At 75.0% G+C, this 19,852-nt stretch carries 18 protein-coding genes; 6 read left to right on the top strand and 12 right to left on the bottom strand.

Features of this window, described 5'->3' with window-relative positions; genetic code table 11:
- Positions 1 to 623 precede the first annotated feature (623 nt).
- From ung to ACH4TG_RS31195, 5 genes are all read right to left on the bottom strand, one after another.
- The gene (gene ung / locus ACH4TG_RS31215; protein WP_398245954.1) at positions 624 to 1,313 is read right to left on the bottom strand and encodes a uracil-DNA glycosylase; all 690 of its coding nucleotides are present in this window, start codon (positions 1,311 to 1,313) and stop codon (positions 624 to 626) included.
- 94 nt (positions 1,314 to 1,407) lie between these two features.
- Positions 1,408 to 2,190 (bottom strand): SDR family oxidoreductase, encoded by a 783-nt coding sequence (locus tag ACH4TG_RS31210; protein WP_398245953.1) that lies wholly within the window; start codon positions 2,188 to 2,190, stop codon positions 1,408 to 1,410.
- 22 nt (positions 2,191 to 2,212) lie between these two features.
- The gene (gene fabG, locus ACH4TG_RS31205; protein WP_398245952.1) at positions 2,213 to 2,974 is read right to left on the bottom strand and encodes a 3-oxoacyl-ACP reductase FabG; all 762 of its coding nucleotides are present in this window, start codon (positions 2,972 to 2,974) and stop codon (positions 2,213 to 2,215) included.
- 255 nt (positions 2,975 to 3,229) lie between these two features.
- Positions 3,230 to 3,613, bottom strand: a complete 384-nt coding sequence (locus ACH4TG_RS31200) for a DUF3037 domain-containing protein (protein ID WP_398245951.1) — start codon at positions 3,611 to 3,613, stop codon at positions 3,230 to 3,232.
- Positions 3,610 to 4,443: a HipA family kinase gene (locus ACH4TG_RS31195; protein WP_398245950.1), complete on the bottom strand. Its 834-nt coding sequence runs from the start codon at positions 4,441 to 4,443 to the stop codon at positions 3,610 to 3,612. Before ACH4TG_RS31195 ends, ACH4TG_RS31200 begins: the two co-directional genes overlap by 4 nt.
- Before the next feature lie 38 nt (positions 4,444 to 4,481).
- Between ACH4TG_RS31195 and ACH4TG_RS31190 the strand changes: the two genes are divergently transcribed.
- Together ACH4TG_RS31190 and ACH4TG_RS31185 are read left to right on the top strand one after the other, a co-directional pair.
- Entirely contained in the window at positions 4,482 to 6,602 is a 2,121-nt protein-coding gene (locus tag ACH4TG_RS31190) for a prolyl oligopeptidase family serine peptidase (RefSeq protein ID WP_398246087.1), read from the top strand.
- Positions 6,603 to 6,679: 77 nt separating this feature from the next.
- The gene (locus ACH4TG_RS31185) at positions 6,680 to 7,216 is read left to right on the top strand and encodes a Rieske (2Fe-2S) protein (RefSeq protein WP_398245949.1); all 537 of its coding nucleotides are present in this window, start codon (positions 6,680 to 6,682) and stop codon (positions 7,214 to 7,216) included.
- A gap of 55 nt (positions 7,217 to 7,271) precedes the next feature.
- Here ACH4TG_RS31185 and ACH4TG_RS31180 read toward each other — a convergent pair whose 3' ends face one another.
- Positions 7,272 to 8,177, bottom strand: a complete 906-nt coding sequence (locus tag ACH4TG_RS31180) for a LysR family transcriptional regulator (protein WP_398245948.1) — start codon at positions 8,175 to 8,177, stop codon at positions 7,272 to 7,274.
- Between the two features lie 126 nt (positions 8,178 to 8,303).
- On the opposite strand from ACH4TG_RS31180, the gene ACH4TG_RS31175 reads away from it, so the two are divergent.
- Complete coding sequence (locus ACH4TG_RS31175) at positions 8,304 to 9,353, top strand: DMT family transporter (protein WP_398245947.1); 1,050 nt, start codon at positions 8,304 to 8,306, stop codon at positions 9,351 to 9,353.
- Positions 9,354 to 9,370: 17 nt separating this feature from the next.
- Here the strand turns inward: ACH4TG_RS31175 and ACH4TG_RS31170 are convergent, their stop codons facing one another.
- Positions 9,371 to 10,702 (bottom strand): aminotransferase class I/II-fold pyridoxal phosphate-dependent enzyme, encoded by a 1,332-nt coding sequence (locus tag ACH4TG_RS31170; RefSeq protein WP_398245946.1) that lies wholly within the window; start codon positions 10,700 to 10,702, stop codon positions 9,371 to 9,373.
- 39 nt (positions 10,703 to 10,741) lie between these two features.
- On the opposite strand from ACH4TG_RS31170, the gene ACH4TG_RS31165 reads away from it, so the two are divergent.
- Together ACH4TG_RS31165 and ACH4TG_RS31160 are read left to right on the top strand one after the other, a co-directional pair.
- Entirely contained in the window at positions 10,742 to 11,458 is a 717-nt protein-coding gene (locus tag ACH4TG_RS31165; protein WP_398245945.1) for a pyridoxamine 5'-phosphate oxidase family protein, read from the top strand.
- The gene (locus ACH4TG_RS31160; protein ID WP_398245944.1) at positions 11,452 to 12,114 is read left to right on the top strand and encodes an FMN-binding negative transcriptional regulator; all 663 of its coding nucleotides are present in this window, start codon (positions 11,452 to 11,454) and stop codon (positions 12,112 to 12,114) included. The genes ACH4TG_RS31165 and ACH4TG_RS31160 overlap by 7 nt, the downstream gene beginning before the upstream one ends.
- A gap of 122 nt (positions 12,115 to 12,236) precedes the next feature.
- Here the strand turns inward: ACH4TG_RS31160 and ACH4TG_RS31155 are convergent, their stop codons facing one another.
- The 5 genes from ACH4TG_RS31155 to ACH4TG_RS31135 form a co-directional block, all read right to left on the bottom strand.
- Positions 12,237 to 13,268 (bottom strand): DMT family transporter, encoded by a 1,032-nt coding sequence (locus ACH4TG_RS31155; RefSeq protein WP_398245943.1) that lies wholly within the window; start codon positions 13,266 to 13,268, stop codon positions 12,237 to 12,239.
- A gap of 365 nt (positions 13,269 to 13,633) precedes the next feature.
- Complete coding sequence (locus ACH4TG_RS31150) at positions 13,634 to 14,665, bottom strand: EamA family transporter (protein ID WP_398245942.1); 1,032 nt, start codon at positions 14,663 to 14,665, stop codon at positions 13,634 to 13,636.
- A 12-nt stretch (positions 14,666 to 14,677) separates the two neighbouring features.
- Positions 14,678 to 15,307 (bottom strand): Clp protease N-terminal domain-containing protein, encoded by a 630-nt coding sequence (locus tag ACH4TG_RS31145; RefSeq protein WP_398245941.1) that lies wholly within the window; start codon positions 15,305 to 15,307, stop codon positions 14,678 to 14,680.
- A gap of 109 nt (positions 15,308 to 15,416) precedes the next feature.
- A complete protein-coding gene (locus tag ACH4TG_RS31140) occupies positions 15,417 to 16,130 on the bottom strand; it encodes a pyridoxal 5'-phosphate synthase (RefSeq protein ID WP_398245940.1) in 714 nt (237 codons plus the stop codon).
- Positions 16,131 to 16,233: 103 nt separating this feature from the next.
- Complete coding sequence (locus tag ACH4TG_RS31135; RefSeq protein ID WP_398245939.1) at positions 16,234 to 18,519, bottom strand: glycoside hydrolase family 3 N-terminal domain-containing protein; 2,286 nt, start codon at positions 18,517 to 18,519, stop codon at positions 16,234 to 16,236.
- A gap of 191 nt (positions 18,520 to 18,710) precedes the next feature.
- Between ACH4TG_RS31135 and ACH4TG_RS31130 the strand changes: the two genes are divergently transcribed.
- On the top strand, positions 18,711 to 19,852 hold a 1,142-nt coding region (locus tag ACH4TG_RS31130; RefSeq protein WP_398245938.1), incomplete at its 3' end, for a LacI family DNA-binding transcriptional regulator.

The raw sequence follows: 19,852 nt of genomic DNA, 5'->3' as shown, positions 1-19,852 counted from the left end.
CACCACTCGTGCGGGTGAAGTGCGCGCGTGCGAGGGCCGAACGGTCACTCGGACGGGGAATTCCGGGGCCGCCCGGGACCGGGCACAGTGGACCGGGTGCGCCGACCGCCCCACCGACTCCCGTTCCTGATGGCCGTGCTGGCAGTGTGGGCCGCCGCCGGCTGCACGACCGTCCGGCTCCCCCGCCACCCGCTCCCGCCGCGCGCACCGCCGCTCCGCGGGCGGTCCCGCCGCAGCCGGCTGCGGGGCAGCGGCCCGACGGCCGTGTGCCGCAGCCGCCGGCCCACCAGGTGCTGGACACCGCGGGGGCCCGTCCGGTCGGCTCACCGCGCCCGTCCGCCGCCCGGGTCCGCCCGGCGCGGGGCGCCGCGGGGCCGCACCGTCCGGCGCACCGCCGGGAGCCGGGACGCGCCGGGGTTCCCCCGTTGCCGGCGATGCCCCGGCTGCCCGGCGGTTCCGGCGTGTGCGACCTCGGCGGGGTGTACGGCGGCTGGGGAGCGGACGGTGCGGCGGCACGCGCCTGCCGCCGGGCCGTCGGCCCGGCGGTGAGCGGCAGCCCTGCGCGCAGGGCGCGTTGACCCCGCGCCTGCGGAGACCGGCCCCCTAGGGCTTTGCGCCGGGGGTCAGCCCGTCTGCACCGCGAGGTCGCGGATGCGCCAGTCGATCGGGTCGTGGCCCTGGGCCGCGAGCGCCTCGTCGATCTGGCTGAACGGCCGGCTGCCGAAGAAGAGCTTGGCCGACAGCGGGGACGGGTGGGCCCCCTGGATGACCGCGTGCCGCGCGGTGTCGATCAGCGGGAGCTTCTTCTTGGCGTAGTTGCCCCACAGCACGAACACCGCGGGTTCGGAGCGGGCGGACACCGCCGAGATCACCGCGTCGGTGAACTTCTCCCAGCCCCTGCCCTTGTGCGAGTTGGCCTCGCCCTCGCGGACGGTGAGCACCGCGTTGAGCAGCAGCACGCCCTGCTCGGCCCACGGCATCAGGTAGCCGTTGTCCGGCACCGGGTGGCCCAGCTCGTCCCGCATCTCCTTGAAGATGTTGCGCAGCGACGGCGGGGTCTTCACGCCGGGCCGCACGGAGAAGCACAGGCCGTGCCCCTGCCCCTCGCCGTGGTACGGGTCCTGGCCGAGGACCAGCACCTTGACGCGGTCGAACGGCGTCGCCTCCAGCGCGGCGAACACCTCGTCCTGCGGCGGGAAGACACGGTGGTCGTACCGCTCCTCGGCGACGAACTCGGTGAGCTGCTGGAAGTAGGACTTGTCCAACTCCTCGCCGAGGACGGCCTGCCAGGAGTCGGGCAGCATGCTGGGCACGTCGGGAACCTCCGGTCGATGATCCGTTGCTGTCCCCGAACCTAGTGCCCGGCACTGACAGGTGCCGCCCGCGGGCCGCGGGCGGCACCTTCCGTCAGTGGCCTGCCTGCAGGAACAGGCCGCCGTCCAGCACCAGGTTCTGCCCGGTGATCCAGGCGGCCTGGTCGGAGAGCAGGAACGCGGCCGCCCCGCCGACGTCCTCGGGCACGCCGAGCCGCTGCAGCGGGTAGGCCGCCGCGGCCTCCTCCTCGCGCCCCTCGTAAAGGGCGGCGGCGAACCTGGTCTTCACCACGGCGGGCGCGATGGAGTTGACCCGGACGCCCGGGGCCATCTCGGCCGCCAACTGCACCGTGAGGTTGACCATGGCGGCCTTGCTCATGCCGTAGGCGCCGATGAACGGCGAGGGCGCGAGGCCGGCGATGGACGCGATGTTGACGATCGCGCCGCCGTTCTCCTTCTGCCACGCCTTCCAGGTCTGCTGGGCGAAGCCCAGCGCGGAGATCACGTTGGTCTCGTAGACCTTGCGGGCCACGCCGAGGTCGAGGTCGGCCAGCAGCCCGTACACCGGGTTGGTGCCGGCGTTGTTGGCGAGGTAGTCGACCCGGCCGAACGCCTCCATGGTGCGTTCGACGGCGACGGCCTGGTGGGCCTCGTCGTGGGCCTTGCCGGCGACGCCGATGACGCGGGGTTCGCCGGCCCCCTCGGGGGCGGCCGAGGCGAGCCGCTCGACAGCTTCCTTGAGGGCGTCCTCGTTGCGTCCGGTGATGCACACGCGGTCGCCGCGGGCCACCAGGGCTTCCGCGATGCCGTAGCCGATGCCGCGGCTGGCCCCGGTGACCAGGGCGACGCGGCCGGTGCCGGGAGTGGGCTGAGTCATGTCGATGGCCTTCGTGTGCGGGTCAGTTGAGCGGGCCGCCGGCCACGTACATGACCTGGCCGGTGACGAAGCCGGCCGCGTCGCCGGTGAAGAAGGCGATCGCGTTGGCGACGTCCTCGGGGCGGCCGACGCGCTGGACCGGGATCTGGGTGGCGGCCGCGGCCTGGAACTCCTCGAAGCCCATGCCGACGCGGGCGGCGGTGGCCGCGGTCATGTCGGTGACGATGAAGCCGGGCGCGACCGCGTTGGCCGTGACACCGAACTTGCCCAGTTCGATGGCCAGGGTCTTGGTGAAGCCCTGCAGACCGGCCTTCGCGGCCGAGTAGTTGACCTGGCCGCGGTTGCCGAGCGCGGAGGACGACGAGAGGTTGACGACCCGGCCGAACTTGGCGTCCACCATGTGCTTCTGGACCGCACGCGTCATCAGGAAGGCGCCGCGCAGATGGACGCCCATGACGGTGTCCCAGTCGGTGGCGGTCATCTTGAAGAGCAGGTTGTCGCGCAGCACTCCCGCGTTGTTCACCAGCACGGTGGGCGCGCCCAGTTCCTCGGCGACCCGGGCGACGGCGGCCTCGACCTGGGCCTCGTCGGACACGTCGGCGCCGACCGCGAGGGCCCGGCCGCCGGCCGCGGTGATGGTCTCGACGGTGTCCTTGCACGCCCCCTCGTCGAGGTCGAGTACGGCGACGGCGCGGCCTTCCTGCGCCAGCCGCACCGCGGTGGCGGCGCCGATGCCGCGGGCGGCGCCGGTGACGATCGCGACGCGCTGCTCGGTGGTGGACATCTGTGTCTCCTCAGCCCGGTGAGGCGGCCGCGCACCCGCCCGGCAGACACATCCAGACGTATGAGCGACCGCTTAGTAGGTCCCGTAGCCGAAACCGTAGGAGTGCCGTGACCCTGTGTCAACGCCACCACGGCGGATGTGGCTCATGGCACGGGATCGACCGGGGGCGCGCACCCGGGTCCGCGCGCGGGCGCTCGGGTTCCGCGGGCACCCGCCCGGGTTCCGGCGCCGGGGTGCGCGCCCCCGGCCCACGGCTCACCGGACCAGCAGCTCCAGCAGCCGGTCCACCTCGCGGTCGGCGTCGGCGGTCAGCCCGGTGTGGATGGGGCCCGGCTGGACGATGGTGCTGCGCGGCGCGGTCAGCCAGCGGAACCTGCGGCCCGGGTCGTCCTCCGCCGCCTGCCCGGCGCGGTCGCCGCCCTCGCAGATGCCCTGGTAGCCGCGCAGCGCGGCGCGGACGCCGTCCACGTCCACATCGGGGTCCAGGCAGCGCAGCCGCACTTCGTCCAGGTGGACCCGGGCGCCGACGTAGCTCTGCGCCCGGCAGTACACCAGCACCCCGGCGTTGATCATCTCGCCGCGCTCGATCCGCGGCACCACGCGCACGAGCGCGTACTCGAAGACGTCCCGCGCGTTCACTTGGCGCCCTTCCCTTCGGCGTGGCCCTCGACCCAGGGGCGCAGCCACTCCGGCGGCGGCTGCTTCTCGCGGCGCCCGGGCGCGGTGGTGATCCGGAGGTGGACGTCGTGGGCGCGGGCGCCCAGCAGGCGCGCGTACGCGCGGCGCACGTCGTCGGGCGCGTCGAAGCCCGGCTCGTCGGCCAGCCAGGCGTCCGGCACCAGCGCGGTCACCTCGGCCAGCAGCTCCTCGGTCACCTTCGCCGTCAACTCAGCCGCCACCGCGGCCGGTTCGGGGTCGAAGCGGGACAGCGCATGGTCGGAGGCGTCGTACGGCCGGGCCGCGGACGCCTCGGCGGAGGGCCAGTTGTGGTGCCAGATGAGCGAAGCGCCGTGGTCGATCAGCCACAAGTCCTTGTGCCAGACCAGCATGTTAGGATTCCGCCACGAACGGTCGACGTTGCCGATGAGCGCGTCGAACCACACGATGCGGCTCGCCTCCGCGGGATCCACGGTGAACACCAGCGGATCGAACCCGAGGGAGCCGGGCAGGAAGTCCATCCCGAGGTTGAGCCCGCCACTCGCCTTCAGCAGGTCCTGGATCTCCTGGTCGGGTTCGCCCAGGCCGATCACCGGGTCGAACTCGAACCGCACGAGTTCGGGCACCCGCAGGCCGAGCCGCCTGCCGAGTTCACCGGCGATCACCTCGGCGACCAGCGCCTTCCGGCCCTGGGCCGCGCCGGTGAACTTCACGACATAGGTACCGAGGTCGTCGGCCTCGACCACACCGGGCACCGAGCCGCCCTCGCGCAGCGGCGTCACGTAGCGGATGCCCGTCACTTCTCTCAACATCCCCCCAGGTTAGTGGGGTGGAGACTGCCCTTATGGACATGATCTCCACCACCTCCCCCGACCCCACCTCTTCCGCCTCGGCCGCGTTCCCCGGACAGATCGCCCGGACGCAGCGCTACTCCCTCGGCGCCCCGCGGGCGTTCACGCTGTCCGCCGACGGCACCGCCGCGCTGTTCCTGCGCACCCGCGGTCCCGAGGACCGCACCGGCTGCCTGTGGCTGCTCGACGGCGACGGCGAGCACCTGCTCGTCGACCCGGACACGCTCGGCGGCTCCTCCGACGGCGTCCCGGAGGCCGAACGGATCCGCAGGGAGCGGGCGCGGGAGCGCACCGGCGGCATCGTCGGCTACGACGCGGACCCCGATCTCGGCACCGTGGTCTTCGCGCTCGACGGCGCCCTGTGGTGCTGGGAACGGCCCGACGGCCCGCCGCGGCCGGTGCCGACCGCGGGGCCGGTCGTGGACCCGCGGCTCTCGCCCGGCGGGCGCCGGGTCGCGTACGTCAGCGGCGGCGCCCTGCACGTGGCCGACCTCGACGGCGCCCCCGGCCTGCTGGTGGCGGCGCCGGAGGGCGCGGACGTCACCTACGGCCTGGCCGAGCACGTGGCCTCGGAGTCGATGGGCCGGTACCGCGGCCACTGGTGGGCGCCGGACGGCCGGCACCTGCTGGCCGCCCGGGTGGACGACTCCCCCGTGCAGCGCTGGTGGATCGCCGATCCCGCCAACCCGTCGCGGCCGCCGCGCGAGGTGGCGTACCCGGCGGCCGGCACCGCCAACGCCGACGTGTCCCTGCACGTGTTCGGGCTGGACGGGACCAGGACCGAGGTCGTCTGGGACCGGACCGCGTACGAGTACCTGGCGAGGGCCGGATGGGACGCGCACGGACCGCTGCTGGCCGTGCAGAGCCGCGACCAGCGGACCCTGCGGGTGCTCGCCGCCGATCCCGCGACCGGCGCGACCCGGCTGCTGCACGAGCAGCGCGACCCCGCCTGGGTGGAGCTGATCCCGGGCACGCCGGCCAGGACCGCGTCGGGCGCCCTGGTGCACACCGCAGACCTGGGCGGGACCCGCCGGCTCACCGTCGCGGGCGAGCCGGTCACCCCGGAGGGGCTGCAGATACGCTCCGTCGAGGACGTCGCGGGCGAGTCCGTGCTGTTCACCGCGAGCGACGAGCCGACCGAGGTGCACCTTTGGTCGTACGCGCCGCAGAGCGGTGCCGAGCGGCTGAGCGAGGAGCCCGGCGTCCACACCGGGCAGCGGGCGGGCGGCGCCCTGCTGCTCGACTCGCACACCGACGACGGGCCCCGGTTCCGGCTGCTGCCCGCCGAGGGGGCGCCGCTGCCGGTCGCCTGCCTGAGCGCCGAGCCGGTGACGCCGCCGCGGGTGACCTGGCTGCGGGCCGGCGAGCTCGCGGTGCGCACCGCGCTGCTGCTGCCGTCGTGGCACCGGCCGGGCGGCGACCCGCTGCCGGTGCTGATGGCGCCCTACGGCGGGCCCGCCATGCAGTTGGTGCTGCACGGCCGCTACTGGCCGCTGTGCGAGGCGCAGTGGTTCGCGGAGGAGGGCTTCGCGGTGGTCGTCGCGGACGGCAGGGGCACGCGCGGACGCGGGCCCGTGTGGGAGAAGACGGTGCACGGCGACACGCTCGGCGCGCCGATCGAGGACCAGGTGACGGCGCTGCACGCGGCCGCCGCGCACTGCCCCGACCTCGACCTGGGCCGGGTGGCGATGCGCGGCTGGTCCTACGGCGGGACGCTCGCCGCAGCCGCGGTGCTGCGCCGGCCGGACGTCTTCCACGCGGCGATCTGCGGCGCGGGCCCGAGCGACCAGCGGCTGTACGACACGCACTGGCGCGAGCGGTTCCTCGGCCACCCCGACGAGGAGCCCGCGGCGTACGACCGTTCGTCGCCGATCGGGGAGGCGGCCTCGCTGCGCCGCCCGCTGCTGCTGGTGCACGGGTTGGCCGACGACAACGTGGTGGCCGCGCACACGCTGCGGATGTCCGCGGCGCTGCTCGCCGCCGGGCGCATGCACCAGGTGCTGCCGCTGTCGAACGTCACCCACGGACCCACCGATCCGGTGGTGGTGGAGGGGCTGTTGCGGCACCAGTTGAACTTCCTGCGCGCGTCGCTGAATGTTTCGCCGCCGCAGGCCGTATGAACGGTCACGCGTGCAACGACGCGGCGGGCCGGTTCGCGCCGGCCCGCCGGGCCCGACCAGTCGACAGGAAGCAGCTCATGGCCGAAACCCCCGCAAGCCTCGAGACCCCCACCCGCCGCACCGTCGTCGCGGCGGCCGGAGGCGTGGGCCTCGCCGCCGTCCTCACCGCGTGCGGCTCGTCCGACAAGGGCTCCGGCTCGGACGCCAACCCCACGACGGGCGGGGCGTCGACGGACTCCGGCGGCACGACCCAGCCGACGGACGGCTCCACCGCCTCCCCCACCGATTCCGGCGCGGGCTCCGGGAGCACGACCGCGCCCGGCGGCGGCACCCCGCTCGCCAAGACCTCGGAGATCCCGGTCGGCGGCGGCATGGTCTTCGCCGACCAGAAGGTCGTCGTCACCCAGCCGGCCGCGGGCCAGTTCAAGGGCTTCTCCGCGGTGTGCACCCACCAGGGCTGCACGGTCGCCAGCGTGTCCGGCGGAACGATCAACTGCCCGTGCCACGGCAGCAAGTTCCACGTGGCCGACGGCAGCGTGGCCGGCGGGCCGGCGCAGGCGCCGCTGCCGTCCAAGCAGGTCACGGTCTCCGGCGGCGAGATCTCGCTGGCCTGAGCCCGGCCCGAGCCCGGCCTCGCCCCGGCCCGAGCCCGGCCAGGACCGGCCGGTGTCAGCCGGTGTAGCGCTCGGCCGAGCGGCGCAGGGCGTCGACCGCCACCCGGATCGCGGGCCGGCGGTCGGCGTCCTCCCGCCAGACCGCGTACACATGGCGGCACATGGTGGAGCGCACCGGCACGATCCGCACGCCGTCCGGCATCGGGTCGCGGCCCAGCCGCGGCATGACGGCGACGCCCAGCCCGGCGGCCACCAGCGCGAGCACCGTGGCGTGCTCCTCGGCGTGGTGCGAGATCCGCGGCTCGATGCCCTTGCCGCGCAGCGTGAACAGCAGCCACTCGTGGCAGAAGCCGCCGTCCGGCCAGGCGATCCACTCCTCGTCGGCCAACTCGTCCAGTTCGATCTGCGCCCGTCCGTCCAGCCGGTGGCCGACCGGCACCGCGACGTCGGCGATGTCGTCGAAGAGCGGGGCCTTGGCGAGCCCGCCGGGCAGCGACAGCGGCTTGTTGTACCAGTCGAGGACGACGGCCAGGTCGATGTCGCCGCGCACCAGCCGGGACAGCTGGTCGTGCGGTTCCAACTCGTGGACGACGGTGCGCAGTTGCGGATGCCCGCGGCGCAGCTCGGTGAGCGCGGTGGGGAACAGGCCGCGGACCGCGGTGGGGAAGGCGCCCGCCCGCAGCTCGCCGACCGCGGCGCCGCGGTGCGCCTCCAGGTCGGAGTGCGCCAGCTCGACCAGGGACAGTATCCGCTCGGCGTGCCCGGACAGCAGCCGACCGGCGTCGGTCAGCCGCACCCCGCGGCCGTTCCTGGCCAGCAGGGACTGGCCGGTCTCCCGCTCCAGCTTGGCCATCTGCTGCGACACCGCGGAGGTCGTCACGCTGAGCACGTCCGCGGCGGCGCTCACCGATCCGTAGGTGTCGATGGCATGCAGGATGCGGAGGCGCTCCAGGCTCAACATGTTAGTGATTCTACGTCGTCTGTGTACGAATTCTCGCTTGTTCTACGACGTCGCTGCCGTCATCGTGGTGCCATGACCGCTCCCGCCGAGACCCCTCCCGTGGGTTCCGTGGATTCCGTGGATTCCGTGGATTCCGCCGCTGCCGCGGCGCCCGCACCGCAAGCCGCACCCGCGGCAACCGACGCCCCCGCGTCCGCTCCCGTCTCCGCTTCCGCGTCCGCGTCCGCCCCGGCGGTCGCGTCTCCTGCCGCACCCGCGGGCCCGGGCAGCGCCCTGCTGCGCGGGCTCACGGACTGGCGGATCCGCTTCGCCGCGCTCGGCCTGGTCTGGGGCTTCAGCTTCCTGTTCATGAAGGTGGGGAACGAGGCGTTCGCGCCCCTGCAGGTGACGCTGGGCCGGATGGTGTTCGGCACCGCGGTGCTGGCCACCGCGGTCGCGGTCAAGCGGGAGCGGCTGCCGCGCGGACGGCGCGTGTGGCTGCACCTGCTGGTGGCGTCCTTCCTGCTCAACTCGCTGCCGTTCACGCTCTTCGCGACCGCCGAGCAGACCATCCCGTCGATGCTCGCCGGGATCTGCAACGCGGCGACGCCGCTGTTCTCGATGCTGGTCTCGGTCGTGGCGCTCTCCGAGGACCGGCCGTCGCGGCAGCGCTTCGCCGGCGTCGGACTGGGCTTCGCCGGGGTGCTCACCGTCCTCGGCGCCTGGCAGGGGTTCTCGGGCCAGGACCCCAAGGGCACGATCATGGCGCTGACGGCGGCGGTCAGCTACGCGGTCGGCTGGGCCTACGTGCGGCGCACCCTGTCGAACTCCGGCAGCTCCAACCTGGCCATGTCCGCGAGCCAGTTGATGCTCGGCACGTTGCAACTGCTGGTCGTGACGCCGTTCTTCACCTCGCTGCCGTCGTCGTACCCGGTGAAGTCGGTGCTGTCGGTGCTGGCGCTGGGCGCCCTGGGCACCGGGCTCGCGTTCCTGGTGCAGTACGGCCTGGTCGCCGAGAAGGGCCCGACGATCGGCTCGATGGTCACCTATCTGATCCCGATCGTCGCCACGGCGGCCGGCGTACTGCTGCTCGGCGAGTCGCTGAGCTGGAACGAGCCGGTGGGCGCGGTCGTCATCCTGGTCGGCGCGGCCCTCACCCAGCGTCGGCCGCGGGAGCCGCGGAGCCAGGGGCTGTAGTGGGGCCGGCGTCCGGGTCAGGCATAGCGGCCCGCCCCGGCCGGGCGGAACACCGCGGCGACGGCGTCGGCGAGCGGCTCGATGTCGTCCGGGGCCAGCGGTGAGACGGTCAGCCGGATCCCGGGCGCCGAGCGGGCGCGGAAGCGGGCGCCGGGGGCGACCGCCCAGCCGCGCTGCAGCAGCCCGGCGACGGCGCCGGTCTCGTCAGGGACCGGCACCCACACGTTCATCCCGCTGCGCCCGTGCGCGGCGATACCCCGGTCGGCGAGTGCCCCGAGCAGCGCGTCGCGCCGCTGGTCGTAGGAGCGCGCGGTCGCGGCGGTGTCCACGGCGCCGGTCCGCCACAGGTGGACCACGGCGCGCTGCAGCAGGTGGCTGACCCAGCCCGCGCCCAACCGGTGCCGGCCGCGCACCCGGTCGACGGTGACCGCGTCACCGGTGTAGACGGCGAGCCGCAGGTCCGGACCGTACGCCTTGGCCGTGGAACGCACCAGCGCCCAGTGGTCGGTGGCGCCGGACAGGCAGTGCAGCGGCAGGTCGGTCAGCCCGTGCACATGGTCGTCGTCGACCACCAGCACGCCGCGGTGGGCGGCCAGCAGCTCCCGCAACTCCGCGGCCCGCGCGGCGGACAGGGCCGCACCGGTCGGGTTCTGGCCCCGGTCGGTGACCACCAGGGCCCGCGCGCCGGACTCCAGGGCGCGGGCGACCCCGGCGGGCACCGGTCCTTCGTCGTCGACGGCGACCGGCTCCACCCGCAGCCCCATCGCCGGCACCAGGTCCAGCACGCTCCCCCACCCCGGGTCCTCGACGGCCACCGCGTCGCCGGGCCGCAGGTGCGCGGCCAGCACCCGCTCGATGGCGTCCAGGGAGCCGGAGGTGAGGCCGATCGGGCCGGCGGGCACGCCGTCCGCGTCGAAGGCGGCGCGGGCCAGCCGGCTCAGCTCGGGGTCGACGGGCGGCCCGCCGTAGAGGGCGGGCGCCTGCGCGTGGTGGGCGGCGGCCGAGGCCAGCGCGTCGGCGAGCGGCGGCAGCAGGGCGAGGTCGGGGTTGCCGGTGGAGATGTCGCGGGCCTGCGCGGGGACGTCGATCCGGATCTGGTCGCGGGGCGCGGTGGCCGGCCGCGCCCGCACCCGGCTGCCGCGCCGGCCCGCCGTCTCGATCACCCCGCGGTCGCGCAGCAGCCGGTACGCGGCGGCCACGGTGTTGGGGTTGACCTCCAGCTCGCGGGCCAGCTCGCGCAGCGGCGGCAGCGCCGCGCCCGGGGCCAGCGCCCCCGCGCCCACGGCGCTCTCGATGTCCGCGGCGATAGCCGATGCGCCCCGACCAGTGATCCGATACTCTCCTAGCACAAAAGTAATTATGCACTAGTGCAAAGGATCGCGCCAGTCATGACACGGGATTCCGAGTCCGGCCCGCCCGCCGCCTACCCTGCCACGCCGCGCACCGTCCCCACCCGGCTGCGCGAACGCGCCGCCTACGACCGGGAGCTGGTGCACGGCATCCTCGACGCCGGCTACCTGTGCCATCTGGGCTTCGTCCGCGACGGGGCGCCCGTCGTGCTGCCGACCCTGTACGCGCGGTACGGGGAGCGGCTGTACGTGCACGGCTCCACCGGCTCGCGCCCGCTGCGCGCGGCCGGCGGCGGCGACGGGCTGCCGGTGTGCCTGACCGTCACCCATGTCGACGGCCTGGTGCTCGCCCGGTCCGCGTTCCACCACTCGATCAACTACCGCTCGGTGGTGGTGCACGGCACGGCCCACCAGGTCACCGACCCCGCGGAGCGCTCGCTGGCGCTCGACACGATCGTCGACCAGGCCGTCCCCGGCAGGGCGGCCGACTCCCGGCGGGCCAACGCCAAGGAGCTGGCCTCGACCGCCGTGATGCGCCTGGACCTGGCCGAGGTGTCGGCGAAGGTCCGCACCGGAGGACCCAACGACGAACCCGAGGACCTCGGACTGCCGCACTGGACGGGAGTGGTGCCGGTACGCCCGGCCTACGGGGTGCCGGTCCCCGCCGGCGACCTCGACCCGTCGATCGTCCTGCCCGGCTACCTGGCGCCCGCCGGCCCGCGCGGCGCGGCCCGAGAGGACACCGCACCATGCTGATCCACCCCTGGGACGCGGCCGCGGACGAGGCCGAGTGGCGGGCCTGGCTGGCCGGCCGCGACTTCGGGCAGCTGGCCGTCAACGGCCTCGACGGCGAGCCGCCGTTCGTCCAGCCCGTGCACTTCGCCTACGACCCGGCACCCGGCGCGCGCGGCGAGGCCCTGCTCCACCTCGCCCGCCCCAACCCGCTGTGGGCGGCGCTCGAGGCGAGCCCCCGGGTCACCCTGAGCATCGTCGACGACTACGCGTTCGTGCCCGGCCCCTGGCACGCCCTGCCGGACCAGCCGACCGAGCACGGCACGCCGACGAGCTACTACGCGGCGGTCCAACTGCTGGCCGTGGCACACGTCCTGGACGATCCCCAGGAGAAGGCCGAGCTGCTGCGGCGCCAGCTCGGGCACTTCCAGCCGGACGGCGGCACCGCACCCGTGCTCCCCGGCGAGGCCCCGTTCGGGCGCATGCTGCCCGGGATCCGCGGGGTCCGCCTGGAAGTCACCGACGTCCGGGCCAAGTTCAAGTTCGGCGGCAACAAGCCGGAGGAGGTCCAGCACCGGGTCACCGGACTGCTGGCCGAGCGCGCCGCCCCGCGCGACGCGGGCGCCCGCGCCCAGCAGCTCCGCCGCCTCGGGGCGGGCGGGAGGCCGGCCGGCGCGTAGCCGCCGATCGGCAACTCCCGCCCGTTCCGCAGCGCCCGACAGGGCCCGCGGCGGTCAACCCGGCCCCACCGGATCGGGGGCGGTGTGCCGGCCCGGTCAGGCGGGCGGGGAGGTGGCGGCGGTCAGGCGGCGCTGCTGCCTTCCGCCACCGGTTCCCGCGGCGCGGCGGGCGCCGGTACGGCCGCGGGAGTGCGCGCCTCCTCCCAGGTGAGGACGGCGACCGCGGCGAGCAGCACGACCGTGCCGAGCACCGTCGCGCCGGTGAGCTGCTCGCCGAGCAGGGTGACCGCGATGACGGCCGCGGAGACCGGTTCGATCAGCGCGATCACCGACACGGTGGCCGCGCGCAGCACCGCCGCGCCCGCGAAGTAGAGGGCGTAGGCGACGGCCGTGGGCACCGAGGCGAGGTAGCCGAGCAGCAGTACGGTCCTGACGAGCCCGTCCGCGTGCGGCAGCAGCCCCTCGGCCGCGGCGACGGGCAGCAGCACCAACGCGCACAGGCCGAAGGACCACAGCGAGGTGTCCAGCGGGTCGGCCGCCTCGCCACGGCGGCCGTACCAGCGGGTGAGCAGCGTCATGGCGGCGTAGCCCGCGGCGGACAGCACGGCGAGGGCGACGCCGGCGGGCCGCACGGTCGCGCTGCCGCCGCCCAGGACGAGGACGGCGAGCCCGCCGAGCGCGACGGCCACCGCGCAGGCGCCGGCCCGCCCCAACCGCTCGCCCATGGTCAGCCGCGCCGCGACGGCGATCAGCACGGGCCCCGCGCCGAGGGTGACCACCGTGGCGACGGCCAGGCCGGTGGACCGCACCGCGCAGAAGTACGCGGCCTGGAAGACGGTCAGGGCGGCGCCGGTGGCGAGCAGGCGCACGGCGCTCCGGCCGCGGCTCCGCGGCCTCGTTCCGGCGTCCGCCGGGGTGGTCGCGGCCGGCCGGCCGCCGGAGCGGTTCGCCGGCCGGCGGGCGGCGCGGGCGCCGAGCAGCAGCACGAAGCCGCCGGCGGCGCGCCAGAAGGTCAGGCCGAAGGGGCCGAGGCCGCTGCCCTTGTAGAGCAGGGCGGCCGCCGCGCCCGCGGTGCCCCAGGCGGTGGCGGCGAAGACGACGCAGAGGAGCGCGCGGCGGGCGGTCAGGACGGCCCGGGCGTGGGTGGATGACACGAGGGAACTCCCGCAGGGAAAGGGTGGGTGAAGGCGTCACCGTCTGCGGGCAGCACTCACTCGCCTGCCGCACCTCGGGGTTGTGCATCGCGCATGGCGCTCACGCGTCGCGCGTTCCGAGGGCCTGGCCAGGCCGGGGTCCGATCTGGTGGCAGCGTGCCCGCGTCAGCGGGCCGGCGGCGGGAGAACCATGGAGAGCATGCGGCCACCCTATCCCGGCGGGGCCCGAAACGTACGCCCCACCTGTGGACATCCGGAGCGGGCGGGATGCCGGGGGCGCCGCAACGCCTGCCCGTCCAGGCACGACCGGCATCGTCAACCGCTGGGGGCCGCGCCGCACCCGCGAACCCCCGCCCTGCGGGCGGCTACGGAGCGCCGGCGATCTCCGGCTGCCCCGCCGGGGGCAGGGCATCGGGCAGCGCCCCGAGCGCCGGTCCGGTCCCGGCCGTCTGCCCGTCGCCGCGGCCGTCCCCGTCGCCCTTGCGGCGCTTGGCCGCCGCCGACGTCTGCGCGACGAACGCCCCGAAGAGGACGAGGGCGCCGCCGAGTATCTGGACGGCACCGAGGTGCTCCCCGAGCAGGATCCACGCCAGTACGGTGCCGACGACCGCCTCGATGCAGGCGACCACCCCGGCGACCTGCGGGCTCAGCCGGCGCACGGCGAGGACCCCGCTCAGATAGGCCACGACCGTGGCGACGAGCACGATCCAGGCGATCAGCAGGACCGCGGGGACCTCGCGCTGGCCGAGTGCGGCGCGGTGCGCGAGGCCGGAGAAGGGGATGTCCCACGGCCGGGCCACGGCGGTGAGGACCACGGTGCCGATGACGAGCCCGTGGGCGATGACCGCGACGGGGTCGGGGGCCTCGCCGCTGCGGGTGCCGTCGTCGGCGAGCACGAAGTAGGCGACCTGGCAGCACGCGGCGCCGAACGCGCAGAGCAGGCCCAGCGCGTCGAAGGCCAGGCCGGACCAGATCTCCACCACGCCCGCCATACCGGACACCGCCAGCAGCACGCCCACGGCGGCCGCCCGGCTGACCGGGCGGCGCTGCACGAACCGCACCCAGCCGAGCAGCAGTGCGGGGCCGAGGTACTCGACGAGGATCGCGACGCCGACCGGGATCCGGGAGATCGCCACGAAGTACAGGGCCTGGCAGCCGACGACGCCGAGCAGGCCGAACCCGAGGAGCAGCCCGGGCCGTTGCCGCGGCAGCGCCCGGTGCCGCAGGGCGACGGGCAGCAGGATGAGCGCGGCGCCGGCGACCCGCAGCCACACCACGTGCAGCGGGTCGAAGCCCGCCTCGATCAGCGGCTTGGCCGCCACCCCCGAGCCCCCGAACGCGACGGCCGAGAGCAGGGCGAGGCCCAGGCCGCCGTTCCTCCCCTGAGTTGCGTGCATCCGGTCATGATGTCAGCTCGCGACAGGACCGTCACCCCGGTGACGGCTGACATCCAGTCCGGCCGCGCGCAGCACCTCGCGTGCCCGGCACTGCGGGTCGGCGGCGAGCGCGTCCAGCAGGTCCACGCCGTCGGCCTGGCCCCTGCCGCGCCTGCGGGCCAGCGCGACCGCCCGGCGCATCGCCGCAGCGGCCGCCGGGCTCCATCCGGCGTCCAGGGATCCGGCGTCAACGGGCCTGGCGTCCGGCGATCCGACGTCCAGGGATCCGCCGGCCGGCGCCCCGGCCCCGGCCCCGGCCTCAGGCGGGCGCGGCCGCGGCACCGCGGCCCCCGAGGGCACCAGCACGGGCAGCGCGCCGCTCTCCTCCACGGTGCCGCTCCACCGCAGCCCGTACCCGATGCTGCGCTGCACGAGGTAGCCGAGCACCCTGGCCATCCGCCCGGTGCCGGCGTCGCAGGCGTCGCGTGCGACCGGGTCGCTCTCCAGCAGCGAGTGCAGCAGGTGCGCGGTGTCCACCAACCGGTCGCCGTCGCGGGTGGCGCGTCTGCGCGCCCCGGCGGCGACCGCGCGCACGCCCGGCGTCAGGCGGGGCTCGTCGGCGAGCCGCCCGAGGTCGAGCCGGGGTCCGCAGTCGCTGTACACGGCACCCACTCCATCAGGGACGGCCGCCCGGCACATCGCCTCAGCGGGCCATCTCCGCCTCCCCCGCAGGACGGCCCGGGAGTGAGGGCGGCTCCTTCGCAAGGATGAGTCATGGCCACAGCAAGGTCCGGGTCCAGCCGTCGCCGGTCCGCGTGTACCGCACCCGCAGGTGGAAGCGCCGGGGGTCGGCCTGGAAGAACTCGGCCTGCTGCGCCCGCAGCCGGTACAGGGTGTGGCCCTCGGGCACCCGTCCGGGCTCGTCCTCGACCAGGGCCTGCGCGGCCTGCCGCGCGCGCTCGTACTCCGCCGGCCCGCTCAGCGGGCGGCTCATCCGGCCGGTGAACCCGGCGGTGCGCGCGGCGGCGGAGCGGCCGAGGTAGTCGCGCCGCGCCGCGCCGGCGCCGAGGACGTCGACCGGTCCGGTCATCCGGATCTGCCGGCCGTGCGCGGGCCAGTACCAGGTGAGCGCCGCACGGGGGTTGGCGGCCAGGTCATGGCCCTTGGGGCTGTCCGCGTCGGAGGCGAACGCGCAGGCGCAGTCGGCGATGTCGATGCCACGGAGCATCAGGACGCGTGCGCTGGGCGCGCCGTCGGCGCCCGCGGTGCTGAGCGTCATCACCTGGGGTTCCGGCACGCCGTCCGCCAGCGCCCGGTCCAGCCAGCGGGCGAACAGCGGCCCCGGGGCGTCGGGGGCGTCCTCGGGTGCGAACTCCGGCAGCGGGCCGGCCAGCACGGGAGCGGCCCGCGTCCGGGCCAGCAGCGCCCGGTCCTCGTCCGCCGTGCCGAAGGTGCAGCCGTCGTCCTCGCGTTGCTCGCCGCCCATCGGGCCTCCCGTCCGCGCCGAAAGGTCCATCACACACCACGCGCCGGGCCGGGGGCGGGAAGCCGCCCCCGGCCCGGCGCCGTCCGGGTGTGGGGGTTCCGGGTCAGCGCACGGTCACCGTGGTGCTCTGGGTGCCGACCGTGAACACGTAGGCGCCGGGCGCCACGGCCTGCGGCGCGGTGCCGTCGATGTCGCCGGGGGTGACCGCCAGCCTGCTCGGCGGCACGTCGAGGGCGATCGTGCGGGACTGGCCCGCGTCCAGGTGCACCCGGGCGAACGCCACGAGCTTGCGGGACGGCGCCAGCACGTCGCTGGACGGCTGCGAGACGTACACCGGGACGACCAGGTCGCCCGCCCTGGAGCCGGAGTTGGTGACGCCGACCGACAGGTGGAGGGTGTCCTTGGCCCGCGCGGTTGCCGAACCGGCCTTGATCGACGCGAAGTTGTACGAGGTGTAGGACAGGCCCGCGCCGAACGGGTAGGCGGCGTCGTACGAGGACTCGGGGCCGCCGTTGGTGCCGGGCAACTGCTGGTAGTACAGCGGCTCGTTGCCGATGTCCTTCGGCCACGAGGCGCTCAGCCGCCCGCTCGGGTTGTACGCGCCGAACAGCACGTCGGCCACGGCCTTGCCGCCCTCGCTGCCGGGCAGCCACGACATCAGCAGGCCCTGCGTGCCGTCCGCGTCGCCGAGCACGAGCGGGCGGCCCGCGATCATCACGGTGACGACCGGCTTGCCGGTGGCCTTCAGGGACTTCACCAGCGCCTGCTGGTCCGCGCTCAGTTCGGGGCGCGGACTGTCGGCGGCGCCCTCGGCCGCGGCCTTCTCGCCGACCACGACGACGGTCAGGTCCGCGTCCTTGGCCTGCGCGACCGCGTCGTCCGCGGTCGTGGCCTGCACGACCTGGGTGCCGGACGGCGCGGCGTCCTTGATGCCCTGCAGCACCGTGGTGCCGGGGATGTGCACGCCGTCGGGCACACCCTGCCAGCCGACGGTCCAGCCGCCGACCTGGTCGTTGATGTCGTCGGCGTAGGAGCCGGCCACGACGATCTTCTTCGCGGACGGCGCGATGGGCAGCACGTTGCCGTCGTTGCGCAGCAGCACCTGCGACTCGTCGGCGGCCCGGCGGGCGAGGTCGGTGTCGGCGCCGAGCACGGCCCCGTCGGCCTTCGAGGCGTCCACATAGGGGTGTTCGAACAGGCCGAGCTGGAACTTGAGCCGCAGGATGCGCGTCACCGACTCGTCGATCCGCTTGACGGAGACCAGGCCGCGGTCGACGGCGGCCTTCAGGCCGTCGCTCCAGCCCTGCGCGTCGTACGGCTCCATGGCCATGTCCAGGCCGGCGTTGACCGCCTTGGCGACGGCCTCGGGGTAGTCGGCGGCGACGTGGTACGAGGTCTGCAGCGCCCGAACGTCCTGCCAGTCGCTGACCACCACGCCCTGGAAGCCGAACTGCTGCCGCAGCACGGTCGTCAGCAGGTAGTGCGAGCCGGTGGCCGGAACGCCGTTGATCGCGCCGGAGTTGACCATCACGGTCTGCGCGCCGGCATCGATGGCCGTCTTGTACGAGGGCAGCAGGGTGTCCTGCAGGTAGCGGATCGAGACGTCGCCGGGCACCCGGTCGTGGCCGTTGCCGGGCTGGCCGTAGCCGGCGAAGTGCTTGACGGTGGCGACCACCTTCTTGGCGCCGTCGGCGCCCTGGATGCCCTTGACGGAGGAGGCGGCCAGCGTGCCGGACAGCAGCGGGTCCTCGCCGTAGGTCTCGTAGTAGCGGCCCCAGCGCTGGTCGCGGGCGATGTCGGCGACGGGCGCGAAGTTCCAGTCGATGCCGGTGGCGGCGACCGCGCGGGCGGTGGCGGCACCGGTGTCCTGCGCCAGCGCGGGGTCCCACGTCGAGCCCATGCCGATCTCCTGCGGGAAGACCGTGGCGCCCAGCACGTTGTTGTGGCCGTGCACGGCGTCGACGCCGTACAGGACCGGGATGTGCAGCCGCGAGTTGGTGACGGCGTACTTCTGCACGGCGTTCACCATCTTCGCCCAGTTCTCGGGCGTGTTGACCGCGGGACCTGCGCCGCCGCCGGACAGGACCGATCCCGCGGCGTTGTCCACGAGCACGTTCTTCATGCAGGAGTCGGTGAAGTCGCCGCCGCTCCACTCGCAGTCGCCCTGCATCCGCACCACCGAGATCTGGTCCATCTGACCGATCTTCTCGGCGAGCGTCATCCGGTGGAGCAGGTCCTTGACCCGCACGTCCACGGGGGCGTTCGGGTTGGTGTACGTGGGGTTGTCGCCGGCCTGGGCCGGGACCGAGGCCACCGCCGCCACGCAGGCGGCGGCGGTGACGAGGGTGAGAAGTCCCTTGGTCCGTAGTCTTCGTGGCGTTGCAGGCATGTCAGGAGTCCCGTTCGTAGGGGGTCCCGGCAGGCCGGGACCTGATGCCGTAAACGTTTCCAAACGGCGGGCAGTCTGTCCTCGTGCTCACTGATCGTCAAGACTGTACGCAGAAGGTGTTTTCGTTCAGGCTGTCTGTGTCGCCTTCCCGCAGGTCGGCCCCCTGTCCACTCGCGCAGAACGGGTACGTCGTGAACATCCGTGAACTCGCCCGCCGCAGCGGCGTCTCGACCGCCACCGTCTCGCGGGCGCTCAACGACCGGGCCGAGGTGAGCGAGGCCACCCGCGAGCGGATCCGCCGCCTGGCCGCGGAGTTGGGCTACGCGCCGAACGAGCCGGCGCGCACCCTGGTGCGCCGCCGCTCGGACACCATCGGCCTGGTCTGGGACAGCGGCCAGGAGGCGCAGGGCCTCCACAACCCCTTCCTGCTGGGCCTGTTGAGCGCGGTGCGGACCGCGGTGTCGGAGGCCGACTACCACCTGATGCTGCTCACCACGCCGGGTCCCGACGACCCGGAGGGCACCCATCTGCAGGCGGTCAGCCGGCACAACCTGGAGGGCGTGATCATGCTGACCACTCCCCCGGACGACCGCTGCCTGCGGATGCTCGCGGCCTCGACGGTGCCGTGCGCGGGCATCGACACCGCGTTCACCGGGCCGCGCACCGTGCGCGTCAGCTCGGACAACGCGGCGGGCGCCGAGGCGGCGGTGGAGCACCTGTACGCGCTGGGCCACCGGCGGATCGCCACCATCACCGGCCCGCTGCACCTGCCGCCGGCCGCCGAGCGGCTGGCCGGCTACCGCAGGGCCTGCGCGCGCCTGGGGCTGGGCGTTCCCGACGGGTACGTGGTGGAGGGTGACTTCTTCCTGGCCAGCGGGGAGGCCGCGGGGCGCCGGCTGCTGTCGGTGGCCGACCGCCCGACCGCGATCTTCGCGGCCGGCGACCAGATGGCGATCGGCGCGATGCACGCGGCCGCCGACGCGGGCCTGTCGGTGCCGCGGGACCTGGCGGTGGTCGGCTTCGACGACATCGACGCGGCGGCGCTGGTGCGGCCCGCGCTCACCACGGTCGCCCAGGACCAGCGGGCCCTGGGCGAGGCGGCGGTCGCCGCGCTGCGCGGGCTGCTGGACGCCGAACCGGGCGCGGGGGCGCTGTCGGCGGAGCCGCGGATCGTCCCCACCCGCCTGGTGATACGCGGATCGAGCCGGGGGGGGGGGGGGGGCCCCCCCCCCCCGCCCCGCCCCCCCGCCCCCCCCCCCCCCGCCGGGGGGGCCCCCCCCCCCCCCCCCCCCCCGCGCCGGGCCCCCCCCCCCCGGGGGCGGGCCCCGGGGTG

The organism is Streptomyces sp. NPDC020917, from assembly GCF_044333795.1.
Taxonomy (GTDB): Bacteria; Actinomycetota; Actinomycetes; order Streptomycetales; family Streptomycetaceae; genus Actinacidiphila.
Note: the sequence above shows the minus strand (reverse complement) of the source record. Positions and strands in the feature narration are given on the sequence as shown.